Source organism: Aliikangiella sp. G2MR2-5 (genome assembly GCF_015687155.1).
Classification (GTDB): domain Bacteria; phylum Pseudomonadota; class Gammaproteobacteria; order Enterobacterales; family Kangiellaceae; genus Aliikangiella.
The window spans coordinates 409,804-430,593 of sequence record NZ_JADPQF010000001.1; the positions used below are offsets into that span (position 1 = coordinate 409,804).

Annotated in this window: 22 protein-coding genes; 14 read left to right on the forward strand and 8 right to left on the reverse strand. The window is 42.0% G+C overall.

Annotated elements, in window-relative coordinates:
- Positions 1-156: 156 nt before the first annotated feature.
- The 11 genes from rpsP to IYN84_RS01800 all read left to right on the forward strand — a co-directional run bounded on the left by rpsP (position 157) and on the right by IYN84_RS01800 (position 7,160).
- A complete protein-coding gene (gene rpsP / locus IYN84_RS01750) occupies positions 157-402 on the forward strand; it encodes a 30S ribosomal protein S16 (protein ID WP_196137444.1) in 246 nt (81 codons plus the stop codon).
- Between the two features lie 19 nt (positions 403-421).
- The gene (gene rimM / locus IYN84_RS01755) at positions 422-949 is read left to right on the forward strand and encodes a ribosome maturation factor RimM (protein WP_196137445.1); all 528 of its coding nucleotides are present in this window, start codon (positions 422-424) and stop codon (positions 947-949) included.
- Between the two features lie 7 nt (positions 950-956).
- Positions 957-1,697 carry a tRNA (guanosine(37)-N1)-methyltransferase TrmD gene (gene trmD, locus IYN84_RS01760; RefSeq protein ID WP_196138533.1) on the forward strand — a complete coding sequence of 247 codons (741 nt, stop codon included), beginning with the start codon at positions 957-959 and terminating at the stop codon, positions 1,695-1,697.
- Between the two features lie 43 nt (positions 1,698-1,740).
- Positions 1,741-2,097 carry a 50S ribosomal protein L19 gene (gene rplS, locus IYN84_RS01765; RefSeq protein WP_196137446.1) on the forward strand — a complete coding sequence of 119 codons (357 nt, stop codon included), beginning with the start codon at positions 1,741-1,743 and terminating at the stop codon, positions 2,095-2,097.
- Between the two features lie 248 nt (positions 2,098-2,345).
- Positions 2,346-2,666, forward strand: coding sequence for a hypothetical protein (locus tag IYN84_RS01770; RefSeq protein ID WP_196137447.1), 321 nt, complete (start codon positions 2,346-2,348; stop codon positions 2,664-2,666).
- Between the two features lie 539 nt (positions 2,667-3,205).
- Complete coding sequence (locus IYN84_RS01775) at positions 3,206-3,532, forward strand: hypothetical protein (protein ID WP_210330263.1); 327 nt, start codon at positions 3,206-3,208, stop codon at positions 3,530-3,532.
- A 285-nt stretch (positions 3,533-3,817) separates the two neighbouring features.
- Positions 3,818-4,852: a DUF2157 domain-containing protein gene (locus IYN84_RS01780; RefSeq protein ID WP_196137449.1), complete on the forward strand. Its 1,035-nt coding sequence runs from the start codon at positions 3,818-3,820 to the stop codon at positions 4,850-4,852.
- Positions 4,853-4,960: 108 nt separating this feature from the next.
- Positions 4,961-5,950 carry an SMI1/KNR4 family protein gene (locus IYN84_RS01785; protein ID WP_196137450.1) on the forward strand — a complete coding sequence of 330 codons (990 nt, stop codon included), beginning with the start codon at positions 4,961-4,963 and terminating at the stop codon, positions 5,948-5,950.
- Positions 5,951-6,041: 91 nt separating this feature from the next.
- Positions 6,042-6,344, forward strand: coding sequence for a hypothetical protein (locus IYN84_RS01790; protein ID WP_196137451.1), 303 nt, complete (start codon positions 6,042-6,044; stop codon positions 6,342-6,344).
- A 143-nt stretch (positions 6,345-6,487) separates the two neighbouring features.
- A complete protein-coding gene (locus tag IYN84_RS01795; RefSeq protein WP_196137452.1) occupies positions 6,488-6,751 on the forward strand; it encodes a hypothetical protein in 264 nt (87 codons plus the stop codon).
- Positions 6,752-6,869: 118 nt separating this feature from the next.
- A complete protein-coding gene (locus IYN84_RS01800; RefSeq protein WP_196137453.1) occupies positions 6,870-7,160 on the forward strand; it encodes an antibiotic biosynthesis monooxygenase family protein in 291 nt (96 codons plus the stop codon).
- Positions 7,161-7,198: 38 nt separating this feature from the next.
- Here the strand turns inward: IYN84_RS01800 and IYN84_RS01805 are convergent, their stop codons facing one another.
- Positions 7,199-7,570, reverse strand: coding sequence for a hypothetical protein (locus IYN84_RS01805; RefSeq protein WP_196137454.1), 372 nt, complete (start codon positions 7,568-7,570; stop codon positions 7,199-7,201).
- Positions 7,571-7,694: 124 nt separating this feature from the next.
- Between IYN84_RS01805 and IYN84_RS01810 the strand changes: the two genes are divergently transcribed.
- On the forward strand, positions 7,695-8,681 hold the full coding sequence (locus IYN84_RS01810) for a GlxA family transcriptional regulator (protein ID WP_196137455.1): 987 nt from the start codon (positions 7,695-7,697) through the stop codon (positions 8,679-8,681).
- 34 nt (positions 8,682-8,715) lie between these two features.
- On the opposite strand, the gene IYN84_RS01815 is transcribed toward IYN84_RS01810, so the two are convergent.
- The 7 genes from IYN84_RS01815 to IYN84_RS01845 all read right to left on the reverse strand — a co-directional run bounded on the left by IYN84_RS01815 (position 8,716) and on the right by IYN84_RS01845 (position 17,928).
- Complete coding sequence (locus tag IYN84_RS01815) at positions 8,716-9,744, reverse strand: GGDEF domain-containing protein (RefSeq protein ID WP_196137456.1); 1,029 nt, start codon at positions 9,742-9,744, stop codon at positions 8,716-8,718.
- 157 nt (positions 9,745-9,901) lie between these two features.
- Positions 9,902-11,254, reverse strand: coding sequence for a Trm112 family protein (locus IYN84_RS01820; protein WP_196137457.1), 1,353 nt, complete (start codon positions 11,252-11,254; stop codon positions 9,902-9,904).
- Between the two features lie 76 nt (positions 11,255-11,330).
- Positions 11,331-12,686, reverse strand: a complete 1,356-nt coding sequence (locus tag IYN84_RS01825) for a M20/M25/M40 family metallo-hydrolase (RefSeq protein WP_196137458.1) — start codon at positions 12,684-12,686, stop codon at positions 11,331-11,333.
- Positions 12,687-12,827: 141 nt separating this feature from the next.
- Positions 12,828-14,072, reverse strand: coding sequence for an HD-GYP domain-containing protein (locus IYN84_RS01830; RefSeq protein WP_196137459.1), 1,245 nt, complete (start codon positions 14,070-14,072; stop codon positions 12,828-12,830).
- Between the two features lie 164 nt (positions 14,073-14,236).
- Positions 14,237-15,052: an LOG family protein gene (locus tag IYN84_RS01835; RefSeq protein ID WP_196137460.1), complete on the reverse strand. Its 816-nt coding sequence runs from the start codon at positions 15,050-15,052 to the stop codon at positions 14,237-14,239.
- Positions 15,053-15,141: 89 nt separating this feature from the next.
- Complete coding sequence (locus tag IYN84_RS01840; protein ID WP_196137461.1) at positions 15,142-15,651, reverse strand: RDD family protein; 510 nt, start codon at positions 15,649-15,651, stop codon at positions 15,142-15,144.
- Positions 15,652-15,780: 129 nt separating this feature from the next.
- Entirely contained in the window at positions 15,781-17,928 is a 2,148-nt protein-coding gene (locus IYN84_RS01845) for a bifunctional 3-deoxy-7-phosphoheptulonate synthase/chorismate mutase (RefSeq protein WP_196137462.1), read from the reverse strand.
- Positions 17,929-18,343: 415 nt separating this feature from the next.
- Between IYN84_RS01845 and IYN84_RS01850 the strand changes: the two genes are divergently transcribed.
- On the forward strand, positions 18,344-19,561 hold the full coding sequence (locus tag IYN84_RS01850; RefSeq protein ID WP_196137463.1) for a tryptophan--tRNA ligase: 1,218 nt from the start codon (positions 18,344-18,346) through the stop codon (positions 19,559-19,561).
- Between the two features lie 94 nt (positions 19,562-19,655).
- The gene (locus IYN84_RS01855; RefSeq protein WP_196137464.1) at positions 19,656-20,747 is read left to right on the forward strand and encodes a ScpA family protein; all 1,092 of its coding nucleotides are present in this window, start codon (positions 19,656-19,658) and stop codon (positions 20,745-20,747) included.
- Positions 20,748-20,790: the final 43 nt, after the last annotated feature.

Here is a 20,790-nt window from a genome sequence, read left to right on the forward strand (position 1 = left end):
TCAGTAATAAACACGAATTTTAGCTTTAAAAAGGGTTCCCAAAACAGCCTTTTAAGGATAAAATGCGCGTCCTTTGTGAACCGGGGCCGGTGTAGGCTATAACATTTGCCAGGCTTTTCCCGGAAAAATATTAAGATTTTAGAGGAAATATAACGCATGGTAACCATACGTTTAGCTCGCGGTGGCTCTAAAAAGCGCCCTTTTTACCACATGGTTGTAACTGACAAGCGTAGTTCACGTGACGGTCGATTCATCGAGCGTGTTGGTTTCTTTAACCCTGTAGCTACAGGTCAGGAAGAGCGTATTCGCGTTGACGAAGCTCGTGTTGAACACTGGCTTGGTGAAGGCGCGCAATTAAGCGACCGAGTTAAAAAGCTAATTAAAGAAAGCAAAGCTGCTTAATTCTTCTCGACTTACCGTGATGAGTGATTCTCCAGTTATTATTGGTGAAATAACTGGGGTTTTTGGCGTAAAAGGCTGGGTAAAAGTATTTTCACATACTGAACCTCGGATCAATATCGTCAAATATAACCCCTGGTTAATCAAGCAAGGTAAGGATTGGAAGGTTTTAAAGCTAATATCAGGGCGTAATCAGGGTAAAACCATTGTCGCTCAAATAGACGGGATTAATGACCGCGAGCAGGCCCATGCATTGATTGGGTGTAAAATCGCGATTAATCCTGACCAGCTTGAAAAGCTGGGAGAAAATGAATTTTACTGGCGTGACCTTGAAGGTTTAGATGTAGTTGACCTCGAAGGTAATGAACTCGGCAGAGTTTCTCACTTGATTGAAACTGGCGCGAATGATGTGTTAGTGGTGAAAAAGAAAGTTGAGAAAGGCCAGAAAAAACAAGAAATGATGATCCCGTATATACCGGATGATGTGATCAGGAAAATTGACCTGGACGCGGGAATAATTACGGTAGATTGGGATGACGAGTACCTCTAGTACTGCAATCAGGTTTACAGCTATTAGCTTGTTTCCTGAAATGTTCGATGCAATCACTGAACAAGGTGTTGTGGGTCGAGCGATAAAGCAGGGTAAGGTCGCATTTGATTGCGTAAATCCGAGAGACTTTACCACTGATCGCCATAGAACTGTCGATGACAGGCCCTATGGTGGTGGTCCTGGAATGCTGATGAAAGTAGAGCCTCTGGAAAAAGCCATAGGTGCGGTTAAAGCAAACCAACCTGGTTTGGTTGTTTATCTTTCTCCTCAGGGAGAAAAACTGAATCATCAGCTAGTTGAGAAGTTAAGCGAAACGCCGCATCTCATTTTATTAGCAGGACGCTACGAAGGTATTGATGAAAGACTTTTAAAACGAGAAGTCGACCTGGAAGTTTCTCTGGGGGATTTTGTTTTAAGCGGTGGCGAGTTGGCGGCAATGACTGTTATCGACTCGGTCACCAGAATGGTTCCTGGTGTTTTGGGACATTCGAGCTCAGCAGAAGAAGACTCTTTCGTTGATGGTTTGTTGGACCATCCTCACTATACGCGGCCAGAAGTATACTGCGGTGAGAAGGTTCCGGAAGTATTATTAAGCGGTGATCACCAGCGTATTGAAGATTGGCGATTACAGCAACGGTTAGGCAGAACTTGGTTAAAAAGACCTGATTTGCTGGCCGAGAAAGAATTAACCCAAAAAGAGCAGCGTTTGCTCGAAGCGTTTCAGCTGGAACACGCTGAAAGCAAGTAAGAATTTTTAAACTTTAAGTATTGAACAAAACCAGGAGTGAACAATGAGTAAAATAATTGATCAGCTGGAACAGGAACAAATGAGTAAAGAGATCCCTGAATTTGCACCAGGTGATACTGTCGTTGTTCAGGTGAAGGTAAAAGAAGGTGACCGTGAGCGTCTTCAGGCTTTTGAAGGTGTTGTTATTGCGGTTAAAAATCGTGGTTTGAACTCTTCTTTCACAGTAAGAAAAATTTCTTACGGCGAAGGTGTTGAGCGTGTTTTCCAAACCTACAGCCCAATGGTTGACAGCATTACTGTTAAGCGTCGTGGTGACGTTCGCCAAGCTAAACTTTACTACCTACGTGAGCGTAGTGGTAAGTCTGCTCGAATCAAAGAGAAGCTTGACGTTAAAAAGTAAGCTTAAGTTTACTGTGAAAAAGGCGCCTTTGTGGCGCCTTTTTGTTTTGATTGCCGGAGTAAATTTGCTATACCTTGGTACTACATAGCTTCTTACTAGATAATCCATTATATAGTAATCTAATGGAATCGGGTCTTTGAAGGGAGTCGATTGAATATGTTGAGACTTATTAAGGTTGATCAAACATTTGAGAAAGACGTGAAAACAATGCGTGTCTTTATTAAGCGTTATATTATTTAGGAAAAAAAATGAAATATATAATTTTTGCAATATTATCATCTATATCAGTAAGTCTTTTGGCTGCAGAAACTAGCGTTAAAGGGAAGATCACTGGCTATTACACTGGTTGGGGTTCGGATACGGTCCGGGTAAGAATAGAGGGCGCTACGTATGCAGAAAGTGATTGTCCGGTAAAGGACGGTTATATGACTTCTGAGTCTGATAATAAAGGCTTTAAAACTCATACTTCAGCTTTACTCGCAGCTTATATGAGTGGCAAGTCAGTCAGTATTGTAGTTGAAGGCTGTGTGAACTCTCGGCCACGCATATGGGGTGTGTATATAGATTAAATTATAGCAAAGTCATCGTTCTGGATAGTTTTTACATTGGCAGACTAAATGGTGCAGTTTAATCTAGTCTGTTTTTGTAAGGTGCAAAGATGTGCTCAAAAAAACAAACAATAAATAATAATCGACCATCAGATTTAGTAGAAAACTAGGTATCTTTGAGTTCTTATATAACTGGGCGTGTCATAAAGACAGTGGTGAACTTGATGGGGATAGTAGTGGTAGATTTCAGTTCGAGTTTAACTACTATGACGTTAAAGATTATGAAGCTGTAACATGTATGGTCGAAAAAATATTTCAGAAAAATTATCCAAAGCTTACTTATACGATTTCTAAGGAGTATCAAGTAAAGTATGTAAAGCTCTAACAAGGATTAAAGATTGATTCGGCTAAAAAGCAGCCTCACAATTTAATAAGCGTTATTTTTACTAAATATGAAATATCTAACCCAGACACTGCTTTTCTTTTTATCCTTGAATGTGTATTCACTTGAAGTCGTCGTTTTCGATAAGATAATTGAATTGAGTTCGGATTCATGCGTTTTGGTTACAAATCATAAGAAAGTAAACCTTAAATCGAGACTGGACTGTTACTTCGACGATGTAGGTACTTTCGCGCTATTTATTGATCACGAATGTCGAATTGACTATCTGTTGAACGCTGTAGATGAGCCTGCAGAAAAGGTAAACATAGATTTAATAGAGAAAGGAGTTCAATATCTAGAGTTTCATCTGAAAGATCGCAATAAAGGAACTCCAATATTTGCAAGAGTTATCAGGGATGATAATAATTGTCTTATTGTCACAGGCGTTTCCTCCAAAGCTATAAGTGATAGGACAAAGTCACTATGGTTTGATAGTGAAAAATAAAAAGTATTAGTTGAGAGAGATTCGTTCCTCACTCTGAACTAGCACCACTTTAGTGGATAGTCTATTTACTTAAAACCACTGGAGTAGCGACATAAATTATCAAAAAGGTTCTCGCAACAGAAATCTTTAATTTGTATTATCATATTTTGAAGTTGAGCCAGATTCGCTGAAGGGAAATTTAGCTAAAATTTCCTGCGTGTTTAATGACAGCTGTTTATGCTCTCTCAGTTTTTAGCAACCATACATAGTAAACTAGTGATAAGAGCTTAAAAATAAGAGAAGATTATGAAGATAACAAGGAAGAATCTGGATGATGCGGTCAGCGAAAATATTATTTCGTCAGATCAAGCAGAGAAACTGATATCATTTTTGGAAAGTCAACCAAACACAGCACCTAGTTTTGACTTTACTCATGTCCTTTATTATCTAGGCGGACTAATCGCAATAGGCGCAATGACTCTGTTTATGACTCTTGGTTGGGAAACTTTCGGCGGGGCGGGAATATTGGTTACGTCAATAGTCTACGCCATTATTGGGTTAAAATTAACACAAATTCTCGATCGAAAAGGCTATTATATTCCCGCGGGTATTTGTGCCACTTTTGTGGTGGCGTTAACACCTCTGGCCATTTATGGTTTCGAACAAATGCTAGGCTTATGGCCTGATGACACGGTCTACCGTGATTACCATCGATATGTAAAATGGCATTGGTTATACATGGAGCTAGGCACACTAGCGGTCGGTGCTATCATTGCCTGGAAATACAAATATCCTTTCTTGATGATGCCGATCGCGGTAACACTCTGGTATTTAACGATGGATATCACCGCAATCATCACTGGTGGTGATTTCGATTGGGAGCTTAGGAAGCTTGTGTCAATGTATAGTGGTCTGCTGATGATAGGCCTGGCTTTCTGGGTCGATGTCAGATCAAGGAATAAAGCTGATTACGCTTTCTGGTTATATATTTTTGGCGTAATTGCATTCTGGGGTGGAATGTCGATGCAGCATTCTGATAGTGAATTATCCAAGTTTATCTACTTCAGTATTAATTTAATTATGATTGGAGTGGGAGTGGTTTTGATTCGTAGAGTTTTTGTTGTGTTTGGTGCGCTGGGGAGCTGCGGATATCTGGGATACCTTGCATCAAGCGTATTCGAGGATAGCTGGCTATTTCCTATTTCATTAACAGCAATCGGTTTTATTGTAATTTATTTAGGAATTCTCTGGCAAAAACATGAGAAATCACTGACTTTTAAAATGCGCAAAGCTCTACCTACGCCAATTAAAGAGCTATTGGAAGCTAAGCAAAGAGGTTAGTCTTTTCTGACTAAAGTTAGCATATTTCGTTCCTGAGGCTCCGCTAATTTTTTCTACCGCTTAACGAAACACTTACTTGAAAAGTTAACTTAATTCCGGAGCAATTTAATGTCCAAATGGCATGCATTTAAAGAGGGGATTCAGGATGAATTTAAATCCCCATTTAAGCACCTCAATCCTCCAGCTTGTGATGAAGAGATTCAATCTATAGCGCAACGAATAGGGTGTAACATGCCCAAAGAATTTATTGAGTTATATAAAGACTGCAATGGTGAAAACGATGAAGGTTTAGGTATTGGGTTCGGATTGCGGCTATTGTCAATTCAAGAAATACATTCGGAGATGGATAGCTGGGATGAAATCATTGCTGACGGAATGGAAGACTTTAATGATGAATGTAAGTCAACACCCAGGAATGCTATCCAGCTGGCATATGCTAATCATAAATGGGTACCTGTTTTTTCTGATGGCGCTGGTAACTTTTTGGGCATGGATTTTGACCCAGGTCCTAAAGGGAAAGCGGGACAAATAATTAATTTTGGTAGAGATGAAGAAGCAAAAAGGGTTATATCAAAAACACTGGGCAGTCTATTTACCCTTATGCTGGGATTGAGTAAAAAGGACTATGCAGGATTAAATGACAATGGCAGCTTTCATGTTGCCGAGATGCACTTTATAGATGCAGTCAAATCAGCGAATAAACTGGATCTAATTGTCGCAAAACGTTCACCCGATTATGGTTGTTTTTCGGTATGGATGTGTCCGAATTCATTAAGTTCGCTTCCTGATAATTACTTTGATAGTAATGTGCAAGATGAAATTAACTTCTACAAGGATTTCAATGTCTCAACAGAAGATGCTGTTAGTGTAAGTCGTTCGATGATGCAGGATGGTTGCGTGGGCGATATTGAAGAGCGATTGAAGTTTGAAATGTATATTGACAAGTATAAAGAGAAACTTCTTGAAGCCTGTAATAAAGCCAATATTTCTCAAACAAGCGTAGTTTTGATGATAAAGGATTATAATTATGAATTACGCCAGAATAATATTAGGGAGAGAAACGGCGTTTTATTTTTGGGAGCCTATAAGGTTTACTAGGGGCTTCGAAACAAATAATCAGGTTTAAAATTCATCATGGCATACAGAGTGTGGAACCTTCTTGATAAATTTTTACAGGAATAGATAAAAAATGAAAAGCATAAAAAGCTTACTTTTCGTTATATTATTTGCGGCAGTACCATCAGCTAGTGCATGTGACTTATGGGTTGGTCTGGATGAACATGGAAAACTCGTTGTTAATCTATCTGGAGAACCTTACGAATGTGGATCTGATATAGATGAAAAAGAGCATATTGCTTCCGTGTGTAAAGACTCCTTAGCGACAGAAATAGCTGAAAATAAGTCTAGCTTAAATAGAAGCAAATTTGTAAATGCGTGCAAAGAATGGTTGAAACAGTACCAAAAAGCTTCGAAAAAAAATACTGCAGAGTAAGAATGCCATAGGCAGATTATTGGAGTGTTGTTGACGCTATGAAAGTTGAAGGGATTTATAGATCTAAAAGCATGTGTGATCCTCGACGGGGACCCTCCAGTTACTGGCATTATCTAGTATTGCTAAAATCTGGAGAGGCTTATTTGACTACAGAATCATCCTCACCTGAAGAGATTGCTGAGCTCGAAAAATCAGAATTTTTTACCTCTGGCAACTATAAGTTATTCTTGAGCAGGCTGAGTTTGAATTTATACCGAACATATAAAATCGAACAAGATGTGATCGAAGAAACTAAGGTTGATTACTACCAGTTTAAAGGCAAGTTCAAGAATAATCAGTTAACGCTTAAACATCTTGATCCTGATGACTGGGAATCCTATTCCGGTATTTACGAAAAAGTAGGATAAATTTTTTACAGATTAAAAATGATAGTGCGGCTTTAAAGTACACTGTATTTTAATAAAACTTTTTATCCGACTAAAACTGTGTATCAAAGCACAGATAGCAAAGAGCAGGAGAGAGTCTGTGATAATAAGAGTATTTAGAGTAAAAGTTCAAAAGGAGTCCTCGAAGGCATTTGAGAGGGACTTTGAAAGCATATCTGTACCTCTTGTTAAATCACAAACAGGTGTTATTTCTGTTGAATTTGGGAGAGCTCTGAGCGACTTTGATAATGAATACATCATGATTAGTCATTGGTCTGATATTGACTCTCTAAAGCAATTTGCTGGTGATTCCTGGCAACAGGCTATGATTCCACATGGTATGGAACAATACATAAAGGAGTGTTGGGTTTATCACTATGAATCAGAATAAACCCGATAACCTGATCGAAACATTGAATTCTGATGTCATCATGCGGCCACTTTTCCTTCTTCGCAAGATTCTTTTTTAAATGAAGTAAGCGAGCTGTCACTCTCCGGCTTTGTATGATTTTTTTCTATACTGGCGTTAAAAGGTTGCGGCACCATGTTATCCGGGGCTTCTAACTCGTTTGTTATTGCTTGCTCAAGAGTCCTTTCTAGACAAAAAACTCTTTGTTTCAATTCTGCTGTCCAGCCAAAACTGCCAACAGTCTCCAATAGTAATAAAGGAATCAGAATCAGACCGGTAATAGGGGAGTTTAAAGATACTCCGCTTTCGATTAACTGATTGGCGATAATCAGAATAATGGTTAGCTTAATGAGCGCTAACCAACCTTCGAACGACAGAATCAGATTTCTCATGACTTTCTCCTTATCTGAGTGGATAAATCCAGTCTACGCCGCCGCGACACTTGACAGAAGTGGCAATAATGACATTTAATGTGTCTATATGGACAATTGATGGCATTCTGGTTGGTTAAATGCGATGAAAAAAGTATATGTACTTGCTGCAAATGAAGCTCTGGCGACCGGGGTTACCGGGCCTATGGATATGTTTAACCTGGCGAATACACTATGGCACAAGCAGCAAAGGAATCAGTTTGACCCCCTGTTTGATATTCAGTTGGCGGGTCTAGATAAGAATCCGATCAAGATTTCTGGCGGGCTGGATGTTGTTCCTGCTATCGCGATCGACGAAATTGAACAAGCTGACCTGCTGTTTATTGCCGCTCACAATTTTACGGTGAAATCCGCATTAAAAGCTTATTGTCAGTCGATTGCGAGCAAAGCTGAAAGCATCAAAAGACTGCATGCCGATGGCTGCAGGATAGCAGCATATTGTTCGGGGACTTTCGCCCTTGCCGGTCTGGGCATGTTGGATGATAAAAAGGCTACCACCAGCTGGTGGTTCAAAGATTATTTTCATTCGACTTACCCAAAAGTTGAAATTGACATGTCTCGTCTGGTTGTTGAGCAGGATGGAGTATGGACTGCAGGAGCAACGACTTCCTATCTGGATCTTTGCCTTAACCTGATTGAACAGTTAGCCGGACAGGAAATTTCCAATATGTTATCGAAAATTATGTTACAGGATACGCAGAAACGCTCGCAGCTTCCATTTTTGGCTATTCCAGAGTCAATCGATCATGGTGACTCGGTTATTGCTGAAAGTCAGCAATGGATCCAGAAGCACTATCATCAAAATTTTAATCTTGATTTGCTTGCCGACAACGTTGCTATGAGTAAAAGAAACTATATCCGACGCTTTAAAAAAGCGGTGGGTGAAACCCCGAATGTCTATTTACAAAGAATTCGAGTAGAAGCCGCAAAGCGCTATCTGGAAACTTCAGAGTTAACATTGCAGAAAATTGTTGAAAGGGTGGGCTACGATGATGTCAGTGCGTTTAGAAAAGTGTTCCAGAAAATAACCAGTCTGACCCCGAAAAGCTATCGACTACGCTTTGCCAGATAGACAGAGGAACTGGCTTATTTTCGTCCTACTCAGCTTACATTGTGTTAACACAGTTTCGACCATTATGTTTTGAACGATAAAGCGCCTTATCCGCCTCATCTAACCCTTCGGTCAGTGTTTGCGCACTGTTGACCTGAGTAACACCAAAAGAAAGAGTTATCGCATCCAGTGTTTTATGGTCTGATTTTTTTCTTATTCTAAGATGTTCAATTTTTTTGCGGAGTTGATCGGCAACTTTTGCTCCGTGCTCTTTCTTGGTTTGTGGAAGTAGTATCACAAACTCTTCTCCACCAAAGCGAGCAACAACATCTGTTCCTTTTACGCCTTTAGCCAATGTATTGGCAACCTGTTTTAGAACATTGTCTCCGAACAGATGCCCATGCTTGTCATTAAATTGTTTAAAGTGATCGATATCCGCCAAAATTACAGATACCGGAAAACTCTTACGTTGAGTTTGTAGTTCTCTGAAGGCTTCTTCCAGGCCTTCTCGGTTCAATACCTGAGTGAGTGAGTCTCGGTTAACTTTATCTTTAATTTCCAGATGCTCGTTTTGAAGCTGTTTTATTTCTTGAGTGGCTTCTTTTAGCCGCTCTTCAAGAACTTGGGCTTTTTCATGAATCTTTTCTGTTTCAGCGATTAGTAGCGAGATTACATTGATTCGAGAGTCTCCCGAAGTAGAAATCAAAAGCGGCTGCATTTCTTCCAGTGCTCCAGAATAACTCTTCAAATGGTTTTGGGTATCGGAAACATTGTGAATAGCATTATTGGCAAGTTTGTTAATTTTCTGTGAGAACAAGCGTAGCCTGGCTTCCTGTTTCGAAGAGATGAAATCTTCATAGATTTGTTTAATTTGCTCATAAAGATCTTCTGGAGAGCCTGATAATTGTTCAATACGACTTTTTAGTTCTGGACTGGGACGGGAGAGCATTTCAAATAGAACATGGTAGCAGTAGGGATCTGCCGGGAGGTGTAAATCTCTCAGGGTTGCCAGGGCTTGTCTGGACAATGCCCCAGATGACCTGATCACCTTCTTGAAATTTTCGTCTTGAGAATCTTCCGCCATAGCTATAAGCGACTCGGTTGCCGTAATTTTTATACTAGACTATTACTGGCTAAATAGTGGGAAAATCTCAGCATTTTCCATTGTATATACTCAATTGAATGGTAAATCTTATTCTACAATAATCGTTTTCGATAATGATGGAAAAATCCTGGTGGAACTAGAAGTTATCCTGAATGATTCTTAAAAAGAAGCTTTTAACCATGGCGATAGCCTCTTTGCTATCCATTTTCTGCTCCTTTGCCAGCTGTTTACCAATCTTCTGGATTGATTGCCTACCATCCACTCGGGCAGTTAAATCAGCGTACATCCGATGATTAAAAGTAAATGCTTGCAAAGATTGAGAGTTAGGGATCGGAATGGCTGTATCGATTAGCCAGTCAGGCAAATTCTGCTTTACTGGTGGAAGCGAGACCTGGCTGACTTTGCGCGCGCGCCAGGCAAAAACGGTTTCCATTCGATACCCGGCATTATAGGGCGACTTAAGGTAGGGAATTTCTTTTTGCTCATATTTTTCCAGCTCAAACCCTGCTTCTTTGATAACCGCTTTTATTTCTTCTGCAGTGTAGCAATTAGCCAGCTTTGACTGGTTAAATGCCAAACTTCCAAAGTTTATCCAGCTGCCACCTTCGGGCAAATAGTGGTTTAGTGTTTGCGCAAAACAAGTCAATTCCTGTGGCTGTACGTCAATAAGCCATGGTGTCACTAAAGTATCGATCGCTTGCGCTGCTATAGCCGGTCGGCTGGCATCGCTAAATACAAAATGAAAGTTATCAGGTTTCGTACTTGTCGGAAGAATTTTATGATTAACCGCAACAGACTCTGCGTTCCGTGGCTGAGCAGGAAATTCGGGTAGTAAAATACCATTACCTTGAATGATTTTCTGAGCGGCAAACAGTAGAAGTGGGTTGATGTCGTTCGCGATGGTCAGCTCCGGGGTTAATGCCATGTGTAGGTCATAACCAATACGACAGCCTCCGGCGCCAAGTATAAGAAGTTTGTTTACCGGTATATCAATCGTCTGAGATAGTATCAGTGCCAGACTTTCACTGTTTTCCTCATCTCCCCAAACCCAGTCTCTATAAATATTTGCCTCATAGCTTAACAGGTTGAGCGTGATTGGAGCCCGATCACTGAGCGCATCATAAACAGGTTTTCCGGCGACTTTTGCTGAGAGAATCGGTGAAACCAGTTGGTTGACTGACTGCGCGAACAGGCTCTTGCTTTCTATCAGTTTTTCTAAGCGTGGAATAACCAATGGTTTTGCATTTTTTAACTCGTTCTGAAGTAGTCTGATTTCATTTTGAATTACTTGATTAAAATGATTGAGTTTTACGCTCCAGTCTACCATTGAATGAAGAGGATTATTCAACAGCCAGGGAATGCCCTTGATGATCGGGTAGTGATGAAGATTATCTTCGCTGGAAAGCTGAATACCATCGAGACAAAGTTGGGAGCCCGTTGCCGGGCAGGCCAATAATGAAAGGAGATGTTGGTCAACATTGGGTGCCATTATCAGCCATTCCTTTGTTAGGTTGTGCTTGTGCTAGTCTATTTTCAGCCTGGATTACCAGTATAAACCTTTTCGACTAAAAATAATTTCCTTTTGGACGAACTTTGCTCGTATCGACTCTGTCTGGCTTATCAGAGCCGTCGATCAGGCTTTCAACGGCTTCGGCTAAGGTCGATATTACCTGATGCATTGATTCCAGGTCCAGAGTACCTATCTCATCACTGGGCTGATGATAGTGTTGATCTTTATCGATTTGAGAGCTTGAGAAGCTATGAGCCGGAACTCCCAGCCGCGCCAGAGTGGCATTGTCTGAACGATAGAACAGCTGCTGTTCAGGATATGGGTCCTGAAAAATTTCTTTATTCAAACGCTTCAAGTTTTTGTTCAGGATTTGCGCCAGACTGCTTCGTTCAAAACCTGTCATCCACAGTGCGCCTTTTCCAAATTTCGATGGTTTGCCAATCATTTCGATATTCAGCATGGCAATGATCTTTTCTGGCGGTAGTTGCTCTGAAAAGTAGCGAGAGCCAAAGCCTCCGATTTCTTCTGCGGTAAAAGCGACAAAAATCAAGGTTCGCTCGTTATTGCCTTTTCGCGCAAAGTATTCGGCTAGATTAATAACCGCGCTTGTTCCTGAGGCATCATCGTCGGCACCATTGTAAATATTATCTTCGTGTTTTGGCTTCTCCGAGGATGATGAGTGTGCATGAGTATCTGCATTATTCTCATGTACTCCCAGATGATCATAATGTGCAGAAAAAAGTACAAATTCATCAGCAAGTTTTCTTCCCGGGAGCACACCTACAACATTGGTTAAGGTTTGGTGCTCAATCGCCATTTGGGCCCTAATACTGTAAGAGTTTTTAACCGCACTATTGGACAAGATAAAAACGGCTGAAGGACCGCTATTGATTTGAAACTGGTTTAGTCCTCTTGATAAAAATTTCTGGTATCTTGAAAAGATTTCTTGATGGCTTGGATCAACAGTAACCAGATAATTATCTGGGCTCTGATTGATTTTTCCTACCTCGTCTCTGAAACTATCTATGGGCCCAATATGTAATTGCTTTACAGAAGAAGTTTTTTTCCAGGAGAGACTTTCATGGTTTGTCATCAGAATTATTTTAGCCTGGTCAATAGTGGTTCCATTGAGCGTAGCATTAACTGTTTTGGGAAAAACTTGGTAAAGCTTGAATTTCTGCTCAAAGCTTTTAAGACCATCAAAATTATCCAGACCAATTTCATGAAACCTTTTTGCAATATATTCGGCAGCTTTATTGGCCCCAGAAGTAGCTGTTTTTCTGCCCGACATTTCATCACTGGCTAATTCAGTTACATCATTCGTCAATTTTTCCAGTGAGATAGAGTTCGCCTGGACTTGCGCGACCATACAAAAAAAAGAAAAAAATAAAGCGGGAGAGGCTATTTTCATTAGTTACGTAAACTCCATAGTGTTCTACCGCAACTCTTGACAAATTTGTGCAGAATAGTCAGACATAAATTACTTTTTCGTATTTAGTCGAGAATTCCTTTGTTACCACAATGAGAGGCGGAAATATTTTAGAAAACAGATTTATTGATGCGCGACCAGCCCATCAGTGATGAAATTTTCCAGATTAATTCCATAGGCCCCATTAGGGAGAACGGATTTAACCTGATAGAGAGAGCCTGAAGAGTGAACTGCCATATGACTAAGGTCAACAACTTTTTCATAACCAGATTCTTTCTTTTCATCAGTAACTAAAAGGATTCTGGGCTTGAGTTTTTGCGCCTGATAGACTTTTAGCACGATACCAACTTCGCCTGTTTTCAGCTCGACTAGAGAGCCTACCGGATAGATACCCATCCATTCAATAAATTTCTCTACCAATTCTTTATCAAAATGTTTCCCGGCATTATCTCTGAGTATACCAAACGCGGTTGAGGGTGACTTGGCGGATGAATAAATTCTCTCGCTGGTTACAGCATCGTAGGTGTCCACTATGGTAACCAGTCGTGTATATTTTGATATCTGATGACTTTGAATTTTCCTGGGATAACCTTCACCATTCAAGCGTTCATGGTGAGAGTGTGCAATATCAATCGCTATTTCGGATAGCGCTGGTTTTCGCTTAAGAATCTTAAAGCCTTCGATAGCATGATCTTTCATGATATTGAATTCTGCTGGTGTCAATTTTCCCGGTTTATTGAGTATTTTATCCGGGACTTTCATTTTGCCGACATCATGCAGCAGGGCACCTATACCAAGGCATTTCAGATCCTCTTCTTCAAAGCCTACGTAGCGACCGAATGCGATTGCCATTATTGCTACTCGAAGGCAATGCTCGGCAGTATATTCATCTGCATTTTTAATATTGCTTAGTAGTAAAAGCGCATCCTGATTACTCAAAATGCTCTCGATACAGTCTTCCACCGCAACCTTGACTGAATTCAGATCAAAATCTTCATCATTGAGTACACTTTGCATGACATCCTTGACCAGCTTTCGAGAGCTCTTGTAATAGCTATTGGCTCTGGGCAGCTCGAAACTTAACTCATTGTTTAAACGGCTTTTAACCTCTTCCTGAGAGCCAGAAAAGTCAGGATTGGCTTTGCTTTTCAGGTAAGCGTGATAAGCTTCACGCGATTTAAAGTCGACATACACCCAGCGACACTCTTTCTGGACCTCGAGGATGTCATCTTCTGTAGAAAGAGGGAATCCCTGGAACAGAAAGGGAGAGTCGCTCCATTTTTTGTCGAGTTCACTCACATACATACCCAGCTCAAGATTTGCTGTATTGACTTTAACTCTTTTAAGGTAAGTATATTCGCTAGTCATGACCTGTATTTATCTGAGTTCCCCGAACTTGGCATAAGAACACTTGTTCTTGCTATTGGTGATTCTTTAGAGAGACTTTACATTCTTTAAGTACGAGCCCCCGGCAATTAAAAGATACCGTGAAAATAATCATGAGGGAAGCAATAAGTATCTCAAATTGTTAATCACACCTCACATTGCAGATAATTTAGCAGCATCGATTGAGCTGTTTTTAGATCATCAACCACAGAGAAGAAGGTCAGGTCTTCTTTGTCGATCAAATGCTGGGCGGCCAAATAGTTAAAATTAATCACTTTCTGCCAGTACTCCTTTCCGTAGAGCAGGATAGGGATACGTTCAATTTTTCTGGTCTGTATCAGGGTTAATACTTCTAACAGCTCATCCAGGGTGCCAAATCCACCCGGAAATACGATGATGGCCCTGGCTCTTTTAAGAAAGTGCATCTTTCTTACAGAGAAATAGTGAAACTGGAACGAAAGCTCTGCCGGAATATAGGGATTAGGCTTTTGTTCACTGGGAATGGTAATGTTAAGTCCGATGCTTTTCTGACCCAGCTCGCTGGCGCCGCGGTTCGCTGCTTCCATAATGCCCGGCCCGCCACCGGTTACCAGTCGAGTGTGCACTTCATTGCAGTCATAAAGGTGTTTGGCCAGCCAGTTGGCCAGAGTTCGGGCATCCTCATAATATCGACTTTGCGCTAGAGAGAGCTGAGCATTTTGCTTGGCAATATCGATAAGGTGCTTGTTGGTCTTGGAGAGAAGGGCTTTGTCACGAGACAGTTTATCGGCTTTTTCCTGCATAAGTTCGGCGGTGCGTCGGTCTTCAATTCGGGCACTACCGAAAAAAACGATGGTTTTGTATATTTTTGCAGTATCAAGCGCTTCCTCTACCAGTAGCCATTCCTGAGAAAGGCGCTCTGCTCTGAGCTGGTCTTCTTTCTCTTCTTCTATGTCCAGAGGTGGCAGGTGGGGTTTGCTCATATCGAAAGCTTTCGTTAAGTCTTTGATCTGAGGTTAATACACCGCGCTAATACTTGTCCAGTTTGACTCACTTCCTATCTGGCTGATATCTAAAGAAGCGGTTTCTCCTTTTTGCGAGATTCTTTCGGTAAAAGGACTACTCGACTATCGCAGGCGAGGTCCTGCAGACCTCTGTTTTCTTTATCAACAATACACCATAAGGTTCCGATTCCGCCGAGTGAAGCAAATGAGCGGATGTATCCTTCTTGCCAGGTTAAGAGCTGACCGTCAGGTTTACACAACTTCAGACGCCAGGTTCGCATACCTACCGTCTGGCCACCTTTAACCCAGCACCATACATAGTAATACTGAACACAGGCAAATATATAAACCAGCCAGAGAGGGTTGTTAGATAGAGATTGTGAAACTTCAGCGCCACTATAGCCGAACGGTAGTGCGATCAGAGTGCTCGCAAGCAGTCCTATTACAAGGGCAAGAATAAATACCGCTAAACCGCCAAGCAAGTCATAAACCCATGCGATTATCCGCTTCCAGCAAGATGCCAGGGTAACTTCGACCATTTTTTGGGGGGGAGGAGCAGTTTTAGCTTTTGACGACATGCCTGTGGTTACTCTTGTTACCTTTTGGGTAAATCGGTGCAATTTCAGTGGCCGCCAAGTCTATCAAATGCGTTTGTGAATGGGAAAGGGATTTCTTATAAGCCGAAATCCCGTTCGGTCATAATCTCTTTACTGGTAGAGTGAATGGATGAGCTGGGTAAACTCTTCTGCTGCCAGCACCGTCTGGCTCACAGTATCCGGTGATAGAGTTTGGGAACTTCTATTTTCTTGCTCCAGTGAAAACTCCAGAAGAAGCCCGTGAGCTCCGACGGCTTTGGCTGCCTTTGCTAATGGAAATAATGCAGCACTATTTTTTACTGCATAGGTTGGGTCAACCATGATCGGCAGGTGACTCTTTTCTTTTATCAATGGAATGGCGCTCAGATCCAGGGTAGTTTGGGTAGCGGTTTCGAAAGTTCGAATACCTCGTTCGCATAAAATCACCTGCATGTTGCCCTGGGCAAGGATATATTCTGCAGCGTTAAGTAGCTCATCAATCGACGCCATTAGTCCTCTTTTTAGTATTACCGGGCGGTTAACTTCGCCAACCGCTTTCAATAGAGAATAGTTTTGCATATTTCGAGCACTTATTTGCAACAGGTCGACTTTTTCGGCAATAGATCTGACTGATTCAGTTTCTGTCACTTCAGTCATTACCGGCAAGTGGTATTTCTGGCCTGCCGCCTGAAGCAATTCGACGCCTTCGATCCCCAACCCTTGAAACCCATAGGGGGAAGTTTGAGGTTTGAAACAGCTTGCGCGTAGCACTGAAATTCCGGTATCACTGCCAAACCTTGCTGCCGCGTCTATCTGATCTTGACCGATTACTTGATGAGGACCGGCAATAACCGCAAAGTCATTGCCTCCAATTTTGACTCCTTTGAATTCAATTACGGTATCTTCCGGTTTATGCGGACGACCTGCGAGCCGGTAATTTCTGGCTTTTGAGTTGGACTCGCTCTGTTGGTTTTCTGAAGCTGATTCCGACGGAGCTGGCTGCACAGTGTTCTCGCTTTGGCCCGAGAGCGAGCCGTTAAAACTTGAAATCTTGGTGCGGCTAAGGGCCTGCGGCGAGACTTTGGTGGCGTCAATATCCTCTGTTGGATAACATCCCAGAACTTTCAGGAAGCGACAGAGTTTAGCGATTTCCTCCAACGCTTGTGCGACTTTGGGATCATCTGCATTGCCTGCCAGATCAACATAGAACATTTGTTCCCAGGGTTTGCCTGCTATCGGTCTTGATTCCAGCTTGCTCAGGGGAATATCTGCATCTCTAAATACCAGTAATACTTCCGCTAGCGATCCTGGCTTTTGTCCCGTGGATATGGCAATCGAGGTTTTACAGCTTACCTGATTGGAGACCTTTTGAGGACGACGCGAAACCACCAGAAAGCGAGTCGTGTTTTCCTTGAGGTTGGCAACATCGGTAAGTAACACTTTAAGTCCAAATGCTTCAGCAGATTTTTCACTGGCTACTGCACCAATGGTACCTGTCGTGTCTTCTGCTGCTAGTTGGAGTGCTTCTGCTGTACTCGATACAAGGCTGACTTCCGCTGATGTAAGCCGGGGAAGATTTTTATTACATTGGCGGCTTGCCTCGGGATGAGCATGGATCTTGGTTAAACGCGAAAGCTCTGTCGAGTGTTGGGCAACAAGACAATGTTTAATTGGGTATTTTTCTTCGCCAATAATGGATAACTTTGAATCCAGCAACAGATCATAGACCTCGGTGATGCCACCTGAAGTCGTATTTTCAATCGGAATAACACCATAATCAGCATTGCCTTGTTCTACTGAACGTAGCACTTTATCGAAAGTTGAAAAGCCCAGATAGGTATTTTCCGTTGCACTGAAGTGTTTGCCTGCAGCCAGGTAAGAATATGAACCCTTGCCGCCAAGGACCGCGATTGAGCGTACATTGCTGATAGATTCCTGGGGATTTGAGCGAGATTGTAGGTAGTCTCTTTGTACCGCCAGTGAATCTTCAATAATCAGGTGAAATAGTCGCGTTACGTAGTGAGCATCAAGGCCAATTTCTGCGCCTTTGGCAATCAGGGTTTCTAGCAACTCTTGCTCGCGCACCTGATCGCGGATAGGTTTGGCTGAAGCCTCTTTATTCATGGCTACCGACAGGCTGAGCTCTCTTCTTCGGGCAAAAAGCTGCAACAATTTTGAATCTAGCGAAGTGATTTCTGTCCTGATTTCGGATAAAGGTATTTTGGCCGTGGGACTATTACTAGCGGTCATAGAAAGTTCGTCTGCTGATTTGTCTACCATGTCTTATGTCTCTGTCATTTGCCTGCAGTTTGCTTTATACCCGCATCTGGGCTGTTTCAAAACTGGCAATGCCATTTGCCTTTACAAAAAAACCTCCTGAATTGGAGGTTTTTTCTGGGGATTCTTGCCGCGTTAATGCCTCCGAAACGGACCCGGTGGTTCAAAATAAATAAAAAACAACGCCCTTGCTATCGAGCGAATGCTCAATATTTGTACTTCAGGGTGTTTGTGATGATGTAACGCAGATTTCATGCTCTCAAGTTAACGTCGTCTCCTGGTCTCGTCCAATTACCTTTGGTAATAAAGCCTCTAATCAGGGGGATTATGAAATTATTAATTAATCCTTAACCATTTTAGGTCAGCTTGGGTATAATGCCGGGTTCCTATTAGAAAAAGTCAAATTGAGGAAAACAGCTTGAGTGGTCTAGGCCTCCAGAACCAACGAGTTCTTTCAGGGATGCGTCCTTCCGGGCGATTGCATTTGGGACACTATCATGGTGTGCTTAAAAATTGGGCAAAATTGCAGCATGAGCATGAGTGCTTCTTTTTCGTGGCTGACTGGCATGTTTTGACGACCCATTATGATGCGCCAGAAATCATCGAGCAGTCGGTTTGGGATATGGTCATCGACTGGCTAGCTGCAGGGATTAACCCAGGTTCGGCTACTTTGTTTATCCAGTCTAAAGTTCCAGAGCATGCGGAGCTCCATTTGTTATTATCGATGTTGACTCCTTTAAGCTGGTTGGAAAGAGCGCCAACATATAAAGAGCAGCAGGAAAAGCTAAAAGATAAAGATCTTAGCACCTATGGTTTTCTGGGATATCCATTACTGCAAACAGCCGATATTCTAGCCTACAAAGCTGGTGCTGTACCAGTTGGAGCTGATCAGGTACCGCATGTTGAAATGTCTAGAGAAATTGCTCGTCGTTTCAATCACGTTTATGGCAAGGATTCTGGTTTTGAAGAAAAAGCAGAGGCTGCGGTTAAGAAGCTTGGAAAGAAAAATGCCAAGTTGTATAGCAATCTGAGAAAAGACTACTTGCAAGACGGCAATGAAGAGTCTTTGCAAAAAGCTCGTGCACTGGTTGAAGGTCATGCGTCAATTTCTCTGGGCGATAAAGAGCGTTTAATCGGTTTTCTAGAGGGTGGCGGTAAAATTATTTTGCCAGAGCCACAGGCTTTATTGACACCGGTTTCAAAAATGCCAGGGTTGGATGGTCAGAAGATGTCCAAGTCTTACCATAATACAATCGAAATGCGTGAGGCGCCTGAATCCGTTGAGAACAAAATTAAACGTATGCAGACCGATCCGGCGCGAGTTCGTCTGAGTGATCCTGGTAATCCGGAAAACTGTCCGGTGTGGCAGTTACACGAAGTCTATTCACCGCAAGATGTAAAAGATTGGGTGCAAAAAGGCTGTACCAGTGCTGGTATTGGTTGTCTTGAATGTAAACAACCTGTAATCGATTGTGTTATGAAGGAAACCGGAGAGTTCCGGGAGCGTGCACGGGAGTTTGAAGAGAATCCGGAAATTGTTCGCGGTATCATTGCCGAAGGATCTGAAAAGGCTCGTGATATAGCGCGTGAAACAATGGAAGATGTGCGCAATGTTATGGGGCTTTCCTATCGTTAGGAAGCCTCAGTATTTCAGTGTAAATAGAAGCTGGTTCTTGCCTGGCCTGCTTGTAGTGAGCGGGACCAGACAGACGATTTGAAATATGAAGTGAATGAGCAATCCAGAAAACAATAACCATACAGAATCAGATAAACTTGAGGAAAGTGATCTTCAAGTAGAAGAGGTATCTGTAGAAGAACTCGTTGGACAAACTGAAGAGGTTGTTGACGCGGCTGATGTACAGCAAAGTGAGCAGTCGCAACAGGAGTTACTCGGCGAGACGAGTCAAATACCGGAGATTGCTGAAGCTGTATCTGAGTCTTCAGAGCATGCTGAATCTGAAAAAATTCTTTCTGGCGAAATACCATCACAGGAAGAAATGCACTTTGCCGTTGTTGGCGGAGAGCCAGTCAATGATATTCCGCAAGACTTATATATTCCACCAGATGCTTTAGAGGTTTTTCTGGAAGCGTTTGAAGGACCTCTAGACCTGTTACTTTACCTGATCAAAAGACAGAATGTTGATATTTTGAATATTCCAATTGCACATATTACTGAGCAATATATGGAATATGTTGAGTTAATGAAATCGATTAATCTGGAGCTTGCCGCTGAGTATCTGGTGATGGCCGCTATGTTGGCGGAAATTAAAAGTCGGGTACTTCTGCCACGTCCTGAAATTGAAGAAGAGGAAGATGATCCTAGAGCAGATCTGATCCGCCGCTTACAGGAATACGAGCGATTCAAAAAAGCTGCGCTAGATATCGACGAGCTGCCAAGAATGGAAAGAGAAATTTTTCAGGTGGAAGCCGAAACGCCGGAGCTTCACTTATCCAAGCCATTACCAGATGTGGAGTTGCGTGATATTTTATCTGCACTAAAGGACGTACTGCAAAGAGCGGAAATGTTTACTCACCACCACATCCAGAAAGAGACTCTCTCTATCCGCGAAAAAATGGGGCATGTTCTGGCGATTGTTTCGACCGATAATTTTACCGACTTTGTATCGCTTTTTCGGGTAGAAGAAGGTCGTATGGGAATTATCGTTACTTTTATGGCTATTATGGAGTTGACCAAAGAGTCGATGATTGAATTAGTTCAATCTGAAGCTTATGCACCCATTCATGTCAGAGCGAGAGGTGGAGGTAGTGACTACTCTCTCGATAATGTCGATGAATATGACAGTCAGGTAAACGACGATTAAAGTCGCAGGAATCTAAAAAATATACCTATATCTGACGATAAGA

Excerpts from the sequence above, each read along its gene's own strand:
- IYN84_RS01825 (WP_196137458.1), bottom strand. The coding sequence starts at position 12,686 with ATGAAAATAGCCTCTCCCGCTTTATTTTTTTCTTTTTTTTGTATGGTC.
- rplS (WP_196137446.1), top strand. The coding sequence starts at position 1,741 with ATGAGTAAAATAATTGATCAGCTGGAACAGGAACAAATGAGTAAAGAG.
- IYN84_RS01805 (WP_196137454.1), bottom strand. The coding sequence starts at position 7,570 with ATGAGAAATCTGATTCTGTCGTTCGAAGGTTGGTTAGCGCTCATTAAG.
- IYN84_RS01810 (WP_196137455.1), top strand. The coding sequence starts at position 7,695 with ATGAAAAAAGTATATGTACTTGCTGCAAATGAAGCTCTGGCGACCGGG.
- IYN84_RS01815 (WP_196137456.1), bottom strand. The coding sequence starts at position 9,744 with ATGGCGGAAGATTCTCAAGACGAAAATTTCAAGAAGGTGATCAGGTCA.
- IYN84_RS01835 (WP_196137460.1), bottom strand. The coding sequence starts at position 15,052 with ATGAGCAAACCCCACCTGCCACCTCTGGACATAGAAGAAGAGAAAGAA.
- rimM (WP_196137445.1), top strand. The coding sequence starts at position 422 with ATGAGTGATTCTCCAGTTATTATTGGTGAAATAACTGGGGTTTTTGGC.
- rpsP (WP_196137444.1), top strand. The coding sequence starts at position 157 with ATGGTAACCATACGTTTAGCTCGCGGTGGCTCTAAAAAGCGCCCTTTT.
- IYN84_RS01780 (WP_196137449.1), top strand. The coding sequence starts at position 3,818 with ATGAAGATAACAAGGAAGAATCTGGATGATGCGGTCAGCGAAAATATT.
- IYN84_RS01820 (WP_196137457.1), bottom strand. The coding sequence starts at position 11,254 with ATGGCACCCAATGTTGACCAACATCTCCTTTCATTATTGGCCTGCCCG.
- IYN84_RS01855 (WP_196137464.1), top strand. The coding sequence starts at position 19,656 with ATGAGCAATCCAGAAAACAATAACCATACAGAATCAGATAAACTTGAG.
- IYN84_RS01785 (WP_196137450.1), top strand. The coding sequence starts at position 4,961 with ATGTCCAAATGGCATGCATTTAAAGAGGGGATTCAGGATGAATTTAAA.
- IYN84_RS01770 (WP_196137447.1), top strand. The coding sequence starts at position 2,346 with ATGAAATATATAATTTTTGCAATATTATCATCTATATCAGTAAGTCTT.
- IYN84_RS01845 (WP_196137462.1), bottom strand. The coding sequence starts at position 17,928 with ATGGTAGACAAATCAGCAGACGAACTTTCTATGACCGCTAGTAATAGT.
- IYN84_RS01830 (WP_196137459.1), bottom strand. The coding sequence starts at position 14,072 with ATGACTAGCGAATATACTTACCTTAAAAGAGTTAAAGTCAATACAGCA.
- IYN84_RS01840 (WP_196137461.1), bottom strand. The coding sequence starts at position 15,651 with ATGTCGTCAAAAGCTAAAACTGCTCCTCCCCCCCAAAAAATGGTCGAA.
- IYN84_RS01790 (WP_196137451.1), top strand. The coding sequence starts at position 6,042 with ATGAAAAGCATAAAAAGCTTACTTTTCGTTATATTATTTGCGGCAGTA.